The following is a 15,782-nucleotide window of genomic DNA, read 5'->3' as shown; positions in this document are numbered from 1 at the left end:
TGGTTACCTGTTAAAAAGTCCGGGTTTTCCCGGGCTTTTTTTCGACAACCACCAAGCGAGGATGATAGGAGCCGGCAAAAGCGAAAGGTACCAAAACCGGATCCATGCGGGAGACGGTTCGGTGCGGTTACCAATAAATACCAAATTAGCCCAATAGTACGGATGATGAAATTGAGCCATTTCGGGATCATTTCTCAGGGCATTTTTGGCCCGCTGCAGCGCAACTGGAAAGCTGTATCCCCGATCCACCCAACGATAAAACTCCTGGCTAATATAAGCGGTAGTTTTGTCATTGGCTTTCCAGATACTGCTAACGAGGTTGGAACATCCGGCGTACGAAAAGGCCCGGGACAAACTAATCAAGCCTTCGCTGGCGATCAAGGTGCCGGTGTGCGTTTGGCAGGCGCTTAGAAATACCAATGACGTGTTTTGAAGGTTTAATTGATACAATTCTTCTGCATACAGCAGGTGGTCGGTTTCAGCGGGCGAAAAAACGATGAAGGGATCCGTGCCGGGTTTGGATGAGGAAAACGCGTGGGTAGCCAGATGGATCAGCGAAGCGCTTTCGGAATGTTTTAGAAATTCCGTTTTGGTAGCAGATTGGCCGGTGAAAGCCAGACCCGCCAGGACATCAATTTCGGATCCGGAATAGGGTAGTGGTTCGAAAGCAGGATGGGGCATGGAATCCTGACCGGTGAAGGGAGCAAAGCCCAAGGTTTGACCTCCGGCCGGTTTTTCTGAATCCTCGTGAAGGAATTTGCCAGAATAGAGGTACGAGAGGGCATGGTTTTCGACCAGAAATTGTCCTGCCGGATCCAGCATCATGTCAAAAGGAACGTGAACGAGAATCTGATCCGGCAGGATGATCCAATCGCGGTAGTCTTCGATCTCCCTGTAAGCTGCGGCAATCACTTGTTGGAACGCTTTGGTAGCTGCCGATTCCAGGTCTTTTCGGCTATTTCCTCTGGAATTGAGTACAGAGGATTGGAGTGTTCGGATGGTCGAGGTGACGGTCGCTTTTTCGCTGCTCTCGGCTAGTTTCAATCCCTGCGGAGTCAGGGTAAAACAAAAAATATCGTCCGCCGCGAAGAAGTAGGAAAGAACGGCTAGATTGTTCGAATTCACGTGGGACTGAAGCACGGAAAATTCAATGCGCTCGGCAGCTATCTTTTCGGAAAAATACACGGTAAAATCGTTATAGGAAGCGTACAGCCGACTTAGCGCCAGCTTGCTATCTCGTACGGCGGCCTCGAGTTCTTCGGCCCGTTTGGGAGAATAGTTTTCCATCAACTGCCTATTGGCACGGGTCAGCTGAAATTTTAGGTTCTTTTCTTGTTGAAGAAGTTCGGGTGGAATGCCGGCCTTTTCTTTTATTCGGGCCTCGTTACGTGCGAGCTCCAGTGCGGTGGCTTTGCTTTCTTCTGCCCAGCTGAAGCCTTGAATTAAATCATTGGGATCGTTGGTTTGTTTGTAACGGTCTATGGCGGCAGCTACTGCCGATTCGTAGCCTTTGCGTACGGCCTCGCCCAAAAATATCCGTGCTTCTTCATTGTCGTACAAATTATTCATGTAAAACACCAAATCGAAAGCCGTTTGGTAGGTGTGAAAGGACAGCCGATGCAGCGAAACTTCCTGGGTTTCCTTTGCCAATAAACCCGCGGTCTCTGCTTTGAGTAAAAGGGTCTCAAAGAGGTCGGTCATTCCCCAGTTTACATTTCCCGGCGTAGGGTTCTGAAACACATCCGTTTGCTGGAAGCTTTCATCAAAACTTAGGAGGGCAAGGTGGAATGATTGAAGCGCTTTCTTGTACTGTTTTTTTTGATGCCATGCTTTTCCCAGTAATTGGAATGATTCCCCGTTTCGGTAATTGTTCGCAGTTGGCGTGTTCGTTCCGGGGTTCATTTCTTTTGTTGCCGCATCTTGCAGCAAATCGATCACTTTATCGGGCTGATTTGTCAACAAGTAAATATCAGCCAGGATATTCTGGTGGAGTCGATTACCGGCGGCCGCTTGTTGCTCGGTCTGTTGCAGGTAATAAAGTGCGGTGTCCGGCGCATTTTTTTCTACATATAGTGCGGCCAGCTTGCGCATGATTTCATCCCTGTCAATGGTTAGCTCCAATGCCTGCGTGTATAGATCGGCCGCTTTGGTAAAGGCGTTTAGGTTGGTCCATGCGGCTGCTTCGTTGCTGAGCAGGCTAAATAAGGCGTATTCTGTGGCGGTAGAATTATCCAGAGACCGGTCCTCCAGCAGGGCTGACTTTGCCTTGGAGAAGTAATTGACAGCCTGGGTGTAATTACCCGATTCGTAGTAGATAACGCCTAGAGAGTTGTAGAGCCTCCCCGTTTCGTTTTTATCGGCTTTGGTGCGTAAGGCTGCTTCCGCGCGGTTCAGGTAAAAAATACTGCTATCCGCCTGATTCATTAAAAAGAAGTTTTCCCCCATAAACAAATAGGAATGGAAGAGCAACGAGTCCAATAGGTTGTTTTTCCTGGCAGTTAGAATTCCCTTTTTAAGGGTTTGTATGCTTTTTTCCGGCGCGTTTTGGATTAGGAAAAGCGTGCCTAGCTTTTCGTAAGCGTCTAGCAAAACGGTGTCTGGTACCATCCCGTCTGCCTGGGCTTCAATGATTCCCTGGAACAGGTGCATGGCGCTACTGTCGGTTTTTGCGTCCGGGACTTCGGCATAAAAATAGGCAACAGCTGCCTCGTATTTCTCCAACCAATCGCTTTCCTGTCCCATTCCTGCAACAGGTAGAAGCAGGAAAAAAAATGATAGATAGTGTATGCACCGGGTTTTATCCATAAAGCCATTTGTCGCCGCAATTACCGCGCGAGGCGCGAAACAACGACCAGGTAAGGCGGCCTAGGTCTTCGTGTTTCGGGCGAAAATCGGCGGGTTGTTCTGGGTGTGCTAAAGTTAAAACGCATGGTTGATGCAGAAGGTTTGGCTGATAGGATTTGCCCTTGTTTTTCCTGGATTTCGTTGATGAGATCCTGGGGCACATCGTCCATGGTTTCGAAATAAAAGAATTTTATTCCCAACGAATTCAACGCGCGCATGCTGCCATCGCTGAGCCGGTAGTAGAGGGTAACGTCTTTTTCGGTGCCGTTTACTGGTTGGACTCCAAAGAAATTATTTTCAAGGCTTTGTTGGAGGTCAATTATCCCGGTTTGATTCTCTACGATCAGCCCTTGATCCGCCAGGCGTTCTCCGCCGGGACCCACTTCGTCAAACGCACACTCGTCGTCATCGCTATCATCGTCATCACTATCATCATCGTCATCGTCATCGTCATCGTCATCATCGTTTTCATCCTCACATACGGGCAGCGCAGAAGGAGTTCCATTAAAAACAGGTACTACCGTCGCAGCGCCCTGGTCCACCACATAGATACCATCCAGGTAATTGATACCGCCTATGCTTACAAAAAACTCACAGGTAGTTTCACCCTGGCTAAAGCTAACCTGGTATTTCAATCCGGTTTCGCTGGCATTGATATCGATGGTGCCGGTTTGGGGATCAATGACCAACCCTTCTGGAAACACCGAAAAAGTCCCCGATCCTTCCATACCTACCGGATTGACAAAATTATCCCCGGTTTCTGTAATAAAGAAAAGCGTATCCGGATAGGCGAAGCCCGTACAATCTTCCATAGCAGGACCGTTTCGAAGATCGGCCTCTGTCTGCTCGGGATCACAAGATATCCAGATTAAGCAAAGGAGCAAAAGAAAATAGACGAAATAGCTGTGAGAAACCATGGGTAATTTTCTTGTATGTCGCATCGGAATCGAATCATGTAACCAGAAATCTCATAAAAAAGATCATTTTGGTGTAATAATTGTAGCCATTTCTTTTGTGTGAGTCAAATACAATGGATGAGAAGCTGCCTTTTTTTGGTTAGGCTATATTTTTTTGAACGAAAAGCTACACCTAAAACAGATGGATGCAATGAATACCCCCAAATTACTTGAAACAGTACTGGATAAGCTGGAAAAATGGCTCACTGCTTTGGTAGCCTATTTACCGAATCTTGTCCTGGCTATTTTAGTTTTTATGGTTTTTCTTTTCTTCGCCCGTTTCGTCGAGCGTTTTTCTAAGAAGCAGCTGATCAATGTACATCTGGATGAAACGATTAGCCGTTTTTTGAGCCGCCTGATCTTCCTTGGAATAATGGTAGGAGGACTAATGCTGGCACTGTCTATCTTAAACCTTACCGGTACAGTCACGTCCATTCTTGCCGGACTTGGGATACTTGGCCTGGCTCTGGGATTTGCCTTTCAGGACACGGCGGCCAATTTTATGTCCGGTATTTACATTACGTTTCAGCAGCCCTATGCCATCGGGGATGTGATCGAAACCCACGACGGCATCATGGGTAATGTGGTGGACGTAAACTTGCGGGTGACCAAGGTAAAAACATTTGATGGTCCGATGGTGTACGTTCCAAACCGATTTCTTTTTCAAGAAAATTTCATTAATTATACGGAAGCAGGTAGAAGAAGAATACGGATAGATTGTGGGGTAAGCTATGGAGAGGATTTGGAGCTGGTAGAGAGAGTAGCCTTGGAGGCCGTCAGTGATGTGCCCGGAAAAATAGAGGGGGAGGATGTTTCCCTTTTTTGGAAGGGGTTTGGCGATAGTTCCATAGATTTCTCGGTCAATATTTGGCTGGAATACACCCGTGAAAACCGGGCCTATATTGTTGCAAAAAATCAGGCGATTAAGAATATCAAAAAAGCGTTCGATGAACACGGGATTACCATCCCTTTCCCCATTCGTACGCTGGATTTTGGCATCAAGGGAGGAGAAAAATTCTCCGAACAATTGACCAATGCCCAGGTTTCCTTTCGCAATAAATCGGACTGATTCAAACGATGCGGTCGGTAACCCGCAGTGGGATCCGTTGACTCGCCGCACATGTCTTGTAAAAGGGAGAAGTGATTACGACCACAAAGGATCAAGCAAAAAAAAACGGGTCCCCAATTGATGGTGGACCCGTCTTTAACCTACGATTGTAGAAATCAGTGGTTTATTTATCTTCTTCCGCGAAGATCATTTCCTTCAGCTCTTCTTTTGCTACACCCGTTTTTTGCTGGAGTTTACCGATTAATTGGTCCTCCTGACCTTCGGCGTACGTGAGGTCGTCGTCGGTGAGCTCTCCATATTTGGCCTTAAGTTTGCCCTTTAGCTCGTTCCAATTTCCTTTAAGTTTCAATTGATTTGACATGTGACTATTGGTTTTAATGAAAAATTATTTTCTAATTTGTATACGATTAGTACAATAACTGTTCCAAACCTCTTGCTCTATGACAAAAATAAAACTGCCGGGCCACTTAAAAGCGCTTACCATATTGCTTTTATTGATCGTAATCATTTACATTCTGATCATCGGCAGAAGCTTACTGATTCCGATCATGCTTGGCGGATACATTGCCATGCTTTTAATTCCGGCCTGTAATTGGATGGAAACCAAGCGATTTCCCCGTCCATTGGCAGCAGTAGTGGCATTGTTGACTTCACTTGCCGTACTGGTTGGATTGATCTTACTGGTAATCTTGCAGGTCAGGAGTTTTTCAAGGGATTTTGAGGATGTTTCGGGGCGATTGAATCAATACCTCGCCGATCTGGACCAAATGGCAACGGATGTTTTTGGCGCCAATTTGGGCATTGAAAACGGTGTCGATAAGACTCAATTGTACGAGTTACTGGAATCAAACAGTGAAACCGTTTCTAATTTTTTACTTTCGACGATCGGTTCGCTTTCGGGAGTGGTGCTATTGCCGGTTTTTATATTTTTTATGCTTATCTACCGGGACCACCTGGCAAATTTTATAGCCAAATTTTTTGTATCAGAGGAAGAAGAGCAGGTCAAATCAACGATAAGGGACTTGCGAAAAGTAGTGCAATATTACATCATCGGCATGGTGAAGGTGATGGGGATTTTAGCAGTTCTCAATACAGTGGCGTTATACAGCATCGGGGTCGAGCACGCTGTTTTTTTTGGGCTTTTTGCAGCCTTGTTAAATATTATCCCTTACCTGGGGCCATTTCTGGGCGCAATACTTCCCTTTATTTTTGCTTTTCTGACCATGGACGGGTTGATTTATCCCTTAATGGTGGTGATGACGTTTACCGTTATTCAGCTGATCGAAAGTAATTTACTTACACCGAAAATCGTCGGAGGAAATGTCAATTTGAATGCCTTGGTAACGTTTTTAGGCTTGCTGATAGGTGGGGCGATCTGGGGAGTCATTGGGATGATTCTCATTATTCCGACGCTTGCGATTTTAAAACGGATTTTTGAATTGAAAAATAGCACCAAACCCTTTGCGTATTTGTTTGGAGAAGAAGAGATCAAACCGGTATTCAAAAGTGAAAAAAATGAACGTTAACTGGCCATTTTTTCTGGCGGTAGTCACCATGCTTTCCCTCTCCTGTGCCTCCGAGGCGGACAAAAAGGGGAGGTTCTTATTGAAAGGAAACAATGAAATGGCGGAAGGGAACATCAAGGGGGCTATTTCCTATTACGATGAGGCCCTGGCCATCGATCCTTTTTTTAAGGAAGCGTATTATAATCGGGGACTGGCCAAGCACGGGCAGCTGCGCTATGCAGAAGCCATAGCTGATTTTGATAAGGCGATCGAACTGGATGAAACCTACCGAGACGCCCAGCTTCAACGCGTCATGGCTTATCTGGATTTTGGAGAAAACTACAAAGCCTTAGAAAGCAGCAATGCGTTGGTAGCGCAGAACAAAGCAGATGCCCAAGCCCATTTTGTAAGCGGTCTTAGCCTTACGGCCTTGAAGCGGTATCAGGAAGCAAAACAGGCGTTCGAGCAGGCACGCGTGCTGAATCCAGAAAACGTGGAGCTTTATATCAACCTGGCCACCGTAAATTACCACCTGGGCGAATGGGATAAGGCGACCGAGGATTTAACCCGGGCGAAGGGACTGGACCCGGGCCACAGCATGATTTACAACCTGCAGTCGCTGATTCATTTTGAGCAGGGTGCCTACCAAAAGGCGTTGGATAGCGTGGAGGAGGCCATATCGCTGGAAAAAGATCAGGCGTTTTATTACAACAACAGGGGTTTATACCGCCTTTACCTGGGTGATCTGGAGGAAGGTTTGAAGGACATCAATTTCAGCCTAAAGCAAAACAGCCGCAACCTGTATGCGCTGCGCAATAAAGGTATTTACTACTATAAAAAAGGAGAGATGGAACTGGCAGAACGATTTCTTGGCGAAGTGTCGGAGAAAGATCCGTCGATGCCTTTGGTGGAGGAGTACCTGCCTTCCGGCGAATAGCGATCCGCTTTCGGTCCCCACGGGCTATTCGGATAGGCCTTTTTTGGTACGGCGCCATATATGGCTCCTGGAAGCTTTTTTTTGTAAAGCGGCTGGCGGATTCCCTGCAAGAGGCAGGCCTTTTGCCTGAATGGAAACCGAACCATTCACCCATACCTAGGACGAACCAACACAACGTGCCCGCCCCCTACCGTGGGTGAGGCAGGTGGTTGGTAGGCTAGAAACAATTTCCGGTTTCAGTTGGATTGCGCCTCGCTTCAATGTGACAAAAATTACTTTTTCTCCCTTTCCCTTTCCCTACTTTTGTTAGGTAATTTAACAAAAGAAGAAGATGTTTAACTTATTCCATAAAAAAGCAAAAGCGTACAGCGATCTCAGTGCCGAAGAATTTTATCAAGGAATGAAACAAAAAAATGCAGTAGTAATTGATGTTCGGACCGCAGGTGAATTTCACGGCGGAAAACTGGCTGGAGCCAGAAATCTGGACATGATGTCTCCCGACTTCAAAAAACAGGTGCAAAATCTCCCAAAGGACAAAGCATACTACCTGTATTGCCGGAGTGGTAACCGAAGTGGCCATGCGTGTGCTACCATGGCCGGATTGGGTTTCGAAAACGTGTACAACCTCGCGGGAGGCATTGTTTCCTGGCCCTATTAAATCACCTATGTGACCGAAGTCCTACAGTACTTGGGGCACCACCCGTACCTTTGAATAATCCATCATTAATCTATAAATGCCATGAAAGTAGAACAAATTTATACCGGTTGTCTTGCCCAAGGGGCCTATTACATCGAATCCAATGGTGAAGCAGCCATCGTAGATCCGCTTCGGGAAGTACAGCCTTATATAGAGAAAGCAGAGCGAAATGGGGCTACCATTAAATACATCTTTGAGACGCATTTTCATGCGGATTTTGTTTCCGGTCATCAGGACTTATCGGCAAAAACAGGTGCCAAAATCGTTTTCGGTCCTACCGAGATGCCAATGGGTTTTGACGCAATCGTAGCCAAAGACAATCAGGAATTTCGCGTAGGAGGGGCCACCATCCGAGTGATTCACACACCCGGCCACACCATGGAGAGCTCGGTTTTCTTGCTTTCCGATGAAGCAGGTAAAGAAGTAGCGCTATTTACAGGTGATACCCTCTTTATCGGCGATGTAGGAAGACCGGACCTTGCACAAAAGGTGATCAAGGACCTTACCCAGGAAAAACTTGCGGCTCATTTATACGATTCCCTGCGTGAAAAGATCATGCCATTGGCCGACCATCTGATCGTTTACCCTGCGCACGGGGCGGGAAGTGCTTGTGGGAAAAACATGAGTAAGGAGACGAGCGATACCCTTGGAAACCAAAAGAAAACGAATTATGCCTTGCAGGAGATGAGCAAGGAAGCCTTCATCAAAGAAGTTCTTACGGGGTTGACGCCTCCTCCGGCCTATTTTCCGCAGAACGTGTTGATGAATATCCAGGGGTATGATAGCATTGATGAGGTACTGGATAGGGGACAGCAGGCTTTGTCACCAGCGGCGTTTGAAGCGGCTGCCAATGAAACGGGTGCGGTAGTACTGGATACCCGTGCCCCCGAGGTTTTTGCGAAGGGATTTATTCCGAATTCGATAAATATCGGAATCGACGGAAGTTTTGCCGTATGGGTAGGTACCCTGATACCGGATGTGAAGCAAGAAATTCTGGTGGTAGCAGACGAAGGAAGAGAAGAAGAGGTGATCACGCGATTGGCTCGTGTGGGATACGATCATGCACTGGGTTACCTCAAAGGCGGTTTCGCAGCCTGGCAGGAAGCAGGAAACGACACCGATCGTATTCCGGTGGTTTCTGTGGAGGAGTTGGCCGAGTTGAAATCAGCAAATCCAGTCCTGAATGTGCTGGATGTGAGGAAAGCCAGCGAGCACCAAAGTGAACATGTAATAGGTGCCGGTAATGTACCACTCGACTACATCAATGAAAACATGGCGATGATCAAAAAGGACCAAACGTACTATGTGCATTGTGCAGGAGGGTATCGCTCCATGATCTTTAATTCGGTGTTGAAGGCGAGAGGCTACGACAATCTGGTGGATATTCAAGGCGGTTTTGACGCGATCAAGGCATCTGGAAAATTTCCGGTCAGCGACTACGTTTGCCCAACCACCTTATTGTAAGCCCATTTTTGGTTGATGTTTTGGTTGTGATGGCAGGGACCTGGTCCCTGCCATTTTCGTAGGAAGCCACCAAAGGTGACAAGGGTCACAAAAAATCTGAAAAAAAATGAATTGGTTTACAGTTGGTTTTGTGGCAGCGACGTTCCTTTTGTTCGGAAATGCTGCCCGTGGGCAGGAAGTAACGGATACCGTTGCAAGGGATTCCGAAAAGCGGAATCTGGCCTCCTTCGTAAAAAGTGGGGAATTTGACTTTCATGTGCGGAGCGTTTACATGCAAACGATCAACAAGGGGGATTTAACAGACTATTCTACCTGGGCATTGGGTGCCGGTATGGGCTATTACAGTCCGTCCTTTAAAGGATTTCATGTAGGGTTCAGTGGTTTCTTCGTCTTTCAGATGTATGCGCAAAATTTGCAGTTAGCGGATCCCCTCACCGGGAATCTAAACCGGTACGAAATTCTGTTGTATGACATGAACGATTTTGAAAACACCAAGGATCTGGACCGGCTCGAAGACTTGTACCTGAGTTATCTGAATGGAGATATACGTTTCACCTTCGGACGGCAGAAAATAACGACTCCTTTGCTTAACGAGCAGGACAACCGAATGCGACCGAACATCTTTAGCGGATTAACGCTGCGGTATAACCCGGGCAACTGGAAGTATACCCTGGCCTGGTTTGATCACGTTACCATGAGAGGTACCGTGGATTGGTACGGCGTCGGAGAATCCTTTGGTGTATATCCGTTTGGTAGAAACGTGTGGGGGGAAGCATCGAAATACAGGGGGAATATCGAATCAAAGGGTATTGGTTTGCTGGGTATTTCAAACAGCAGTGAAAAGCTAGGACGCCTGAAACTCTGGAGTTATTTCGCAGAAAATGTGTTTGGGTTGCAATTTGCGCAATGGGATAAGACCCTTCCGCGGGGTAAACTGAACCTTGACCTGGGCCTGCAGGGGTTTTACCAAACCGCTCTCGAAGCGGGAGGGAATGGTGATCCGGCAAAAGCCTACATGCTCCCAGGAGAACGTAGCCACGGCTTCGGCATGAAACTGGGTATTTCCGACAGGCAGCAGGGAGTGTCGGTAAACGTATTGCGAATCGCAGCGAGTGGAAGGTTCTTGTTTCCCAGAGAATGGGGGCGAGAGCAGTTTTATGCCAGTCTTCCGCGCGAACGATTTGAAGGAAATGGAGGTTTGACAGCCTTGGCGTTAAAATACGATTGGTTTCCAGAAGATAAACCTTTTCGTGGGAATTTGGGCCTAAGCAGGGTAGCCGCACCGGAGACAAACGACTACCGAATGAATAAATACGGCGTTCCCTCTTACTTTCATGTCTCAGCGGGGCTGGATTTTCCCCTTAAAGGATACCTGGAGGGAATGGACGTAAAATTTCTGCTGGTAAACAAGACAGCGACTGCCCCGGAACGTGTAGCAGAAGCTAGTAGAATTAATCGGGTGGACTTATGGAACATTAATGTAATTCTAGATTATAGATTTTAACAAAAAGGAAAAAACGATAGAAAAATGGAACAAATGATTGAATGGATCAAGCAGCCCTGGCCTTGGTATGTGGCGGGCCCTTTGATAGGACTTACCGTACCGGTTTTATTGATTATTGGGAATAAGTCCTTTGGGATATCTTCTTCCCTGCGGCATGCATGCGCAGCCTGTATTCCGGCAAAAATTCCTTTTTTCCAGTACGATTGGAAAAAGGAAAACTGGAACCTGGTGTTCGTTTTGGGGGTGTTTTTGGGAGGAGGAATAGCTTCGCTTTTCCTGTCCAATCCGGAGGCAATTGTGGTAGCGGAGAGCACCCAGCAGGATTTGGCCCAATTGGGGATCACAGATTTTAGAAGCCTTTTACCGGCAGATATCTTTTCCTGGAGTAATTTATTTACGTTGAAGGGTCTTTTCTTCTTTGTTATAGGGGGATTTCTGGTAGGATTCGGAACCCGGTACGCCGGTGGATGTACTTCCGGGCATGCCATAATGGGGATAAGTAACCTACAATGGCCTTCCATGGTAGCGACCATGTTCTTCATGCTTGGCGGGTTTGCAATGACCCACCTGATTTTGCCCTATATCATGCAATGGGTCGGGTTTTAATAGCGCAGGGTAACAAAAGACATCATTTCAAACAAAACAGACAATGAAAGTTAAAGAGATAATTGAAAGCAACCCCGTAGAATGCGAAGCACCGAACATGCGGAAGGACCAGGAATCAGGCTGGAAGCTGTTGAAATACCTGATTGTGGGCATTTTATTCGGAATTGTATTTGTAAAGGCAGAGGTAATCTCCTGGTTTCGGATTCAAGAGATGTTTCGGCTGCAATCCTTCTTCATGTACGGGGTAATTGGCTCGGCTATCCTGGTGGGGGTACTATCCATACAGGTAATCAAGCGGTTGGGAATAAAGACCCTGGCTGGAGAACCCATAAAAATTGCCAATAAGGAATTTCGGAAGGGACAGGTTATTGGAGGTTTTATTTTTGGCCTGGGTTGGGCACTTACCGGTGCCTGTCCAGGGCCCTTGTTTGCCCAGATAGGATTTGGCTACTCGGTAATTGTCGTAACCCTGCTTAGTGCCATTGCCGGTACCTGGGTGTACGGAAAATTCGCCGACAAGCTACCCAATTAGAAACAATCCACTTGCAGGTAAGCAGGCCGGACCGGAAGTACATACGTACGCTGGTCCGGCTTTTTTTTAGGGGGTTTCCCCGCCTTCCTCCTCCACCAATTCCCTCAAGTCTACGGGTACCACCCGCGACACACCGGCTTCGATCATGGTTATACCGTAGATGATATCCGTACTTGCCATGGTGCGTTTGTTGTGGGTAACGATGATAAATTGGGATTCGTTGGAAAAGGTCTGAATGATCTGGTTAAACTTATCGATATTGGCATCGTCCAGGGGTGCATCTACCTCATCAAATATGCAAAAGGGGGCTGGTTTTAGCAGGTAAATGGAAAAGAGCAGGGAGGTGGCGGTAAGTGTTTTCTCTCCTCCGGATAGTTGGTTGATGGATAAGGGCCGTTTTCCTTTAGGCTTGGCGATGATTTCGATGCTGCTTTCCAAGGGCATGTCCGGATCGGTTAGTTTTAGGTCACAGTCATCCTCTTCTGTGAAGAGCGAACGAAATACCTTGATAAAATTCCCCTTAATTTTTTCAAAAGCATCCAGGAAGGTTTCTTTCGCTACCTGATCAATTTCGTTAATGGTCGTAATGAGCGATTCTTTTGCTTTTAGCAAATCTTCTTTCTGTTCGGTAATGAATTCATGCCGCTTTTTGATCTCGTCAAATGCTTCCATTGCCATGGGGTTAATGGGGCCCATTTTTTCCAGCTTGTTTTTTGCTTGTTGTACCTCTTCCCGAAGACTGGCTTCGTCTTTGGTAGCAAAAGCTTCCGATTCTTCGGGGTCTTCCTGAATTAGCTGATCCAAATCGAGTTCGAATTCTACACTGAGGCGTTCCTTCAATCCATTTAATTTGAGGTTGATTTCATTGGCCGCCTGTCTGAATTCCATGATCAGGGCGTCTACCTGCTCTTTTTTTTGCTGGATTTCGCGGATGGCTTTTTCGGCCTGGTCGATTTCTCCCCGAAGCGCATAATAGCCCTTCTCTGCCTCACTGACCCCCAACTCAATCTGCTCTTTCTCGGTGTAGAGCTCGATCAGTTCTTCATCCTTTATTTCGTTATTGTCAATCAGGGATTTTATTTCCAGATCCGTCTGGGTAAGTTCCCGCTGTGCTTTTTCGATGCGCTCACGGCTATTCTCGAAGGTACTTTGCTTGAACCCAATTTCCTGCTCAATGCTCTGCAACTTATTCAGCTGTTGGTGGAATTGTATGTTTTGCTCGTTGTATTCCGAAGACCGGCGGGAAAGCTCATCGGATGCCTCCTGCAACTGCTCGTTAACCTCGCGAATGTCCGCCTCCAAGGATGCGAATGCCTCCTTTTCTGTGCCCAAAAGTGGGCCTATTGCGTCCAGTTCTTCTGTCAGCTGCTGGATTTTTTCCTGGATATCCTCCTTCTTGTCGGCATTCGACGTCAGCATTTCTGCCAGTTGTTCTTTCTTTGTACGAACAGAGACGAGCTCCTGGTTTAGCTCGTTGACCACGGACTGCTGTTCTTCCAGTTTCGTTTTGAAGGTGATGGCTTTCAGCGCCGAAAGGTCGGCAGATTTTCTGTCCAGATTGGCTTTTATCTCCGTGATGGTTTTTTGGTGGAACTTGATCTCTTTTTCCAGTTTTTCGAGATTTTTAGCCCGACCGATCCTTTTTCCTTCGAAGAGCCCGACCGATCCGCCCGAAATGGTAAACCGCCGGTCGATAAACTTCCCGCTTTCGGTGATAAAGATAGCCTCCTGTGTTTTGGGTACCTGGTGGATGTCTCCCTTGAAAATGTAGACATCGTCTAGCAAGTAGCCTACCAGTCGCGCATATTTGCTGTCGTATTCGATGATTTCGGTGGCAGGTACCGCGTCCGAAAACAGTTTATTCTGGGTAGGGCGAAATTTCTCGAACCGATCCAATACAAAAAAATGTGCCTTGCCCTTACCCGCGTCACTCAAGAGTTTAACGGCATCGATCGCCTCTTTTTCGCTGTCCACCACATAATAATTCATGTAGTTTTCCAGGAAGTTTTCGATGGTTACCCGGTATTTTTCGTCGGTGGTCAATACATCCGAGAGCAAGGGGGTATTTTTCCCCCATTTGCTATTTTTTTTCAGAAACTTGATGGCCTCCGGATATCCTTCCAGGTTGTCTACCAGTGATTTGGTAAGCTGGAATTCGTTGTTTTTAGCATCCAGCTTCCGGTTAACCTGCGTCAACTCTTCCCGGATCAATTCCAGGGTGTGCGTGGCCTGCTCTAGTTTTTGTTGGTGGTCGGCTTCTTCTGCCTTCAGGCGAAGTAGCTCTCGTTTTTCTACCTCCAGACGTTCCTGGATTTGTTCCAATTTTTCCTTAAACCCGGCCAGACTCTCCACCTGACTGCTGTCATCCGTAGCGGTCTTTTCCAGTTCCTGTTTTAGGGTAGATACTTGAATTTGTTTGATCTCCTGGCTTTTAGAAAGCTGGTAGACGGCGTCTCGTTTGCTGGCATACGTCGTTTGCAACTGCTTTTGCTTTTTCTGCGCAGCGCCATGTTGGGTCTTTTTGTCCTCGTACACTGTTTTCAGCTCCTGTACCAGTTGCTCCTTCTCGGCAATTAGTTTTTCGGCAATTGTCTTTTCCTGTTCCAGGGAGCGTATGCTGAAGCCAGCCCGTTCGTTACTCTTTTTATCTTCGTCGATTTGTGCCCGTAATTCCTGGGATTTGTCCTGAAGGAAGCGCAGCCGTTCGTTTTTAATTTTTTTATCACTTTCAAATTGCCGAATTTTCAGCACGTGCTCATTTAACGTTTTTTGCCTACTTGCTAACAATTTCTCTTTGTTGACCATGTCAGCTTTCAAACGTTCGAGAGCGGCTTCTTTGGCGCCCATGGCCGCATTCAACTGAATTTTATGATCGCTCTCCTCTTCGAGTTTCCGGTTCAGTCCGATTAGGTTATCGCGGTGCTGCAAAACGCCTTTCTTAGCCAGTGCAATACTGGAGGCCTTATATGCTTTTTTTATTTCAAAGTAACGCGCCGCCTGCCGGGCCTGTTTCTCCAGTGACTTCAGGTTTTTATCTATTTCATACAGTAAATCTTCCACCCGGTCCAGGTCGGCATCAGTGTCTTCCAGTTTGCGAAGCGTTTCTTTTTTACGGGTTTTGAATTTGGATATGCCGGCTGCCTCTTCGAATAATTCCCTCCGGGAATTGTTCTTGTCATTGAGAAGCTCGTCGATCATCTTCAACTCGATGATGGCATAACTGTTCGAATTGATACCTGTATCCATAAACAGGTTGGTGATGTCCTTTAGCCTACACGTGATCCCATTTAACAGGTACTCGCTATCCCCGGATCGGTAGTACCTCCGGGTAATGGTCACATGGGTATATTCGGTTGGAAGAAGGTTTTTTGTATTTTCAAAAGTAAGGGAGACCTCTGCCATGTTTAGCGGTTTCCGGTTTTTTGTCCCGTTAAAAATGACATTTTCCATTTTGTCTGAGCGGAGCATGCGCGTTTTCTGCTCCCCCAATACCCAGCGGATCGCATCTACCACATTGGATTTACCGCAGCCATTGGGCCCTACGATCCCGGTAATGCCCTTGTCGAAATGAATCAGTACCTTGTCACCGAAACTTTTGAATCCCCTGATTTCTAATTTGGAAAGCTGCATGTAGCTAGAGTTTATGCCAAACAAATTTAACCCAAACG

The 15,782-nt window shown here is 46.9% G+C and carries 12 protein-coding genes; 8 read left to right on the top strand and 4 right to left on the bottom strand.

All coding sequences use genetic code 11. The annotated features are described in order from the left end of the window. Nucleotides 1–3: 3 nt before the first annotated feature. The gene (locus tag BMW71_RS20800; protein ID WP_177179724.1) at nucleotides 4–2,742 is read right to left on the bottom strand and encodes a CHAT domain-containing protein; all 2,739 of its coding nucleotides are present in this window, start codon (nucleotides 2,740–2,742) and stop codon (nucleotides 4–6) included. A gap of 83 nt (nucleotides 2,743–2,825) precedes the next feature. Beyond that, nucleotides 2,826–3,656 carry a hypothetical protein gene (locus BMW71_RS23790; RefSeq protein WP_177179723.1) on the bottom strand — a complete coding sequence of 277 codons (831 nt, stop codon included), beginning with the start codon at nucleotides 3,654–3,656 and terminating at the stop codon, nucleotides 2,826–2,828. A gap of 295 nt (nucleotides 3,657–3,951) precedes the next feature. Here BMW71_RS23790 and BMW71_RS20790 point away from each other — a divergent pair, with 295 nt between their 5' ends. Then, nucleotides 3,952–4,869 (top strand): mechanosensitive ion channel family protein, encoded by a 918-nt coding sequence (locus BMW71_RS20790; protein ID WP_177179722.1) that lies wholly within the window; start codon nucleotides 3,952–3,954, stop codon nucleotides 4,867–4,869. A 163-nt stretch (nucleotides 4,870–5,032) separates the two neighbouring features. Here the strand turns inward: BMW71_RS20790 and BMW71_RS20785 are convergent, their stop codons facing one another. Continuing rightward, nucleotides 5,033–5,230 carry a CsbD family protein gene (locus tag BMW71_RS20785; protein ID WP_092178329.1) on the bottom strand — a complete coding sequence of 66 codons (198 nt, stop codon included), beginning with the start codon at nucleotides 5,228–5,230 and terminating at the stop codon, nucleotides 5,033–5,035. Nucleotides 5,231–5,309: 79 nt separating this feature from the next. Between BMW71_RS20785 and BMW71_RS20780 the strand changes: the two genes are divergently transcribed. The 7 genes from BMW71_RS20780 (at nucleotide 5,310) to BMW71_RS20750 (ending at nucleotide 12,114) form a co-directional block, all read left to right on the top strand. Next, nucleotides 5,310–6,395 carry an AI-2E family transporter gene (locus BMW71_RS20780; RefSeq protein WP_092178327.1) on the top strand — a complete coding sequence of 362 codons (1,086 nt, stop codon included), beginning with the start codon at nucleotides 5,310–5,312 and terminating at the stop codon, nucleotides 6,393–6,395. Beyond that, nucleotides 6,385–7,311: a tetratricopeptide repeat protein gene (locus BMW71_RS20775; RefSeq protein WP_143057717.1), complete on the top strand. Its 927-nt coding sequence runs from the start codon at nucleotides 6,385–6,387 to the stop codon at nucleotides 7,309–7,311. The genes BMW71_RS20780 and BMW71_RS20775 overlap by 11 nt, the downstream gene beginning before the upstream one ends. 331 nt (nucleotides 7,312–7,642) lie before the next feature. Then, on the top strand, nucleotides 7,643–7,969 hold the full coding sequence (locus tag BMW71_RS20770) for a rhodanese-like domain-containing protein (RefSeq protein ID WP_092178323.1): 327 nt from the start codon (nucleotides 7,643–7,645) through the stop codon (nucleotides 7,967–7,969). Nucleotides 7,970–8,050: 81 nt separating this feature from the next. Beyond that, on the top strand, nucleotides 8,051–9,472 hold the full coding sequence (locus BMW71_RS20765) for an MBL fold metallo-hydrolase (RefSeq protein ID WP_092178321.1): 1,422 nt from the start codon (nucleotides 8,051–8,053) through the stop codon (nucleotides 9,470–9,472). Between the two features lie 106 nt (nucleotides 9,473–9,578). Continuing rightward, nucleotides 9,579–10,976 carry a hypothetical protein gene (locus tag BMW71_RS20760; protein ID WP_092178319.1) on the top strand — a complete coding sequence of 466 codons (1,398 nt, stop codon included), beginning with the start codon at nucleotides 9,579–9,581 and terminating at the stop codon, nucleotides 10,974–10,976. Nucleotides 10,977–11,000: 24 nt separating this feature from the next. Beyond that, nucleotides 11,001–11,582 (top strand): YeeE/YedE family protein, encoded by a 582-nt coding sequence (locus tag BMW71_RS20755; protein ID WP_092178317.1) that lies wholly within the window; start codon nucleotides 11,001–11,003, stop codon nucleotides 11,580–11,582. Nucleotides 11,583–11,625: 43 nt separating this feature from the next. Further along, on the top strand, nucleotides 11,626–12,114 hold the full coding sequence (locus tag BMW71_RS20750) for a DUF6691 family protein (RefSeq protein WP_092178315.1): 489 nt from the start codon (nucleotides 11,626–11,628) through the stop codon (nucleotides 12,112–12,114). Between the two features lie 66 nt (nucleotides 12,115–12,180). Here the strand turns inward: BMW71_RS20750 and smc are convergent, their stop codons facing one another. After that, on the bottom strand, nucleotides 12,181–15,744 hold the full coding sequence (gene smc / locus BMW71_RS20745) for a chromosome segregation protein SMC (protein ID WP_092178313.1): 3,564 nt from the start codon (nucleotides 15,742–15,744) through the stop codon (nucleotides 12,181–12,183). Between the last annotated feature and the right edge of the window lie 38 nt (nucleotides 15,745–15,782).

Source organism: Cyclobacterium xiamenense, from assembly GCF_900109255.1.
Taxonomy (GTDB): domain Bacteria; phylum Bacteroidota; class Bacteroidia; order Cytophagales; family Cyclobacteriaceae; genus Cyclobacterium; species Cyclobacterium xiamenense.
Note: the sequence above shows the minus strand (reverse complement) of the source record. Positions and strands in the feature narration are given on the sequence as shown.

Coding starts and splice junctions, on each gene's coding strand:
- BMW71_RS20800 (WP_177179724.1), bottom strand. CDS start 2,742: ATGGGACAGGAAAGCGATTGGTTGGAGAAATACGAGGCAGCTGTTGCC.
- BMW71_RS20790 (WP_177179722.1), top strand. CDS start 3,952: ATGAATACCCCCAAATTACTTGAAACAGTACTGGATAAGCTGGAAAAA.
- BMW71_RS20775 (WP_143057717.1), top strand. CDS start 6,385: ATGAACGTTAACTGGCCATTTTTTCTGGCGGTAGTCACCATGCTTTCC.
- BMW71_RS20750 (WP_092178315.1), top strand. CDS start 11,626: ATGAAAGTTAAAGAGATAATTGAAAGCAACCCCGTAGAATGCGAAGCA.
- BMW71_RS23790 (WP_177179723.1), bottom strand. CDS start 3,656: ATGGAAGATTGTACGGGCTTCGCCTATCCGGATACGCTTTTCTTTATT.
- BMW71_RS20785 (WP_092178329.1), bottom strand. CDS start 5,230: ATGTCAAATCAATTGAAACTTAAAGGAAATTGGAACGAGCTAAAGGGC.
- BMW71_RS20780 (WP_092178327.1), top strand. CDS start 5,310: ATGACAAAAATAAAACTGCCGGGCCACTTAAAAGCGCTTACCATATTG.
- smc (WP_092178313.1), bottom strand. CDS start 15,744: ATGCAGCTTTCCAAATTAGAAATCAGGGGATTCAAAAGTTTCGGTGAC.
- BMW71_RS20760 (WP_092178319.1), top strand. CDS start 9,579: ATGAATTGGTTTACAGTTGGTTTTGTGGCAGCGACGTTCCTTTTGTTC.
- BMW71_RS20770 (WP_092178323.1), top strand. CDS start 7,643: ATGTTTAACTTATTCCATAAAAAAGCAAAAGCGTACAGCGATCTCAGT.
- BMW71_RS20765 (WP_092178321.1), top strand. CDS start 8,051: ATGAAAGTAGAACAAATTTATACCGGTTGTCTTGCCCAAGGGGCCTAT.
- BMW71_RS20755 (WP_092178317.1), top strand. CDS start 11,001: ATGGAACAAATGATTGAATGGATCAAGCAGCCCTGGCCTTGGTATGTG.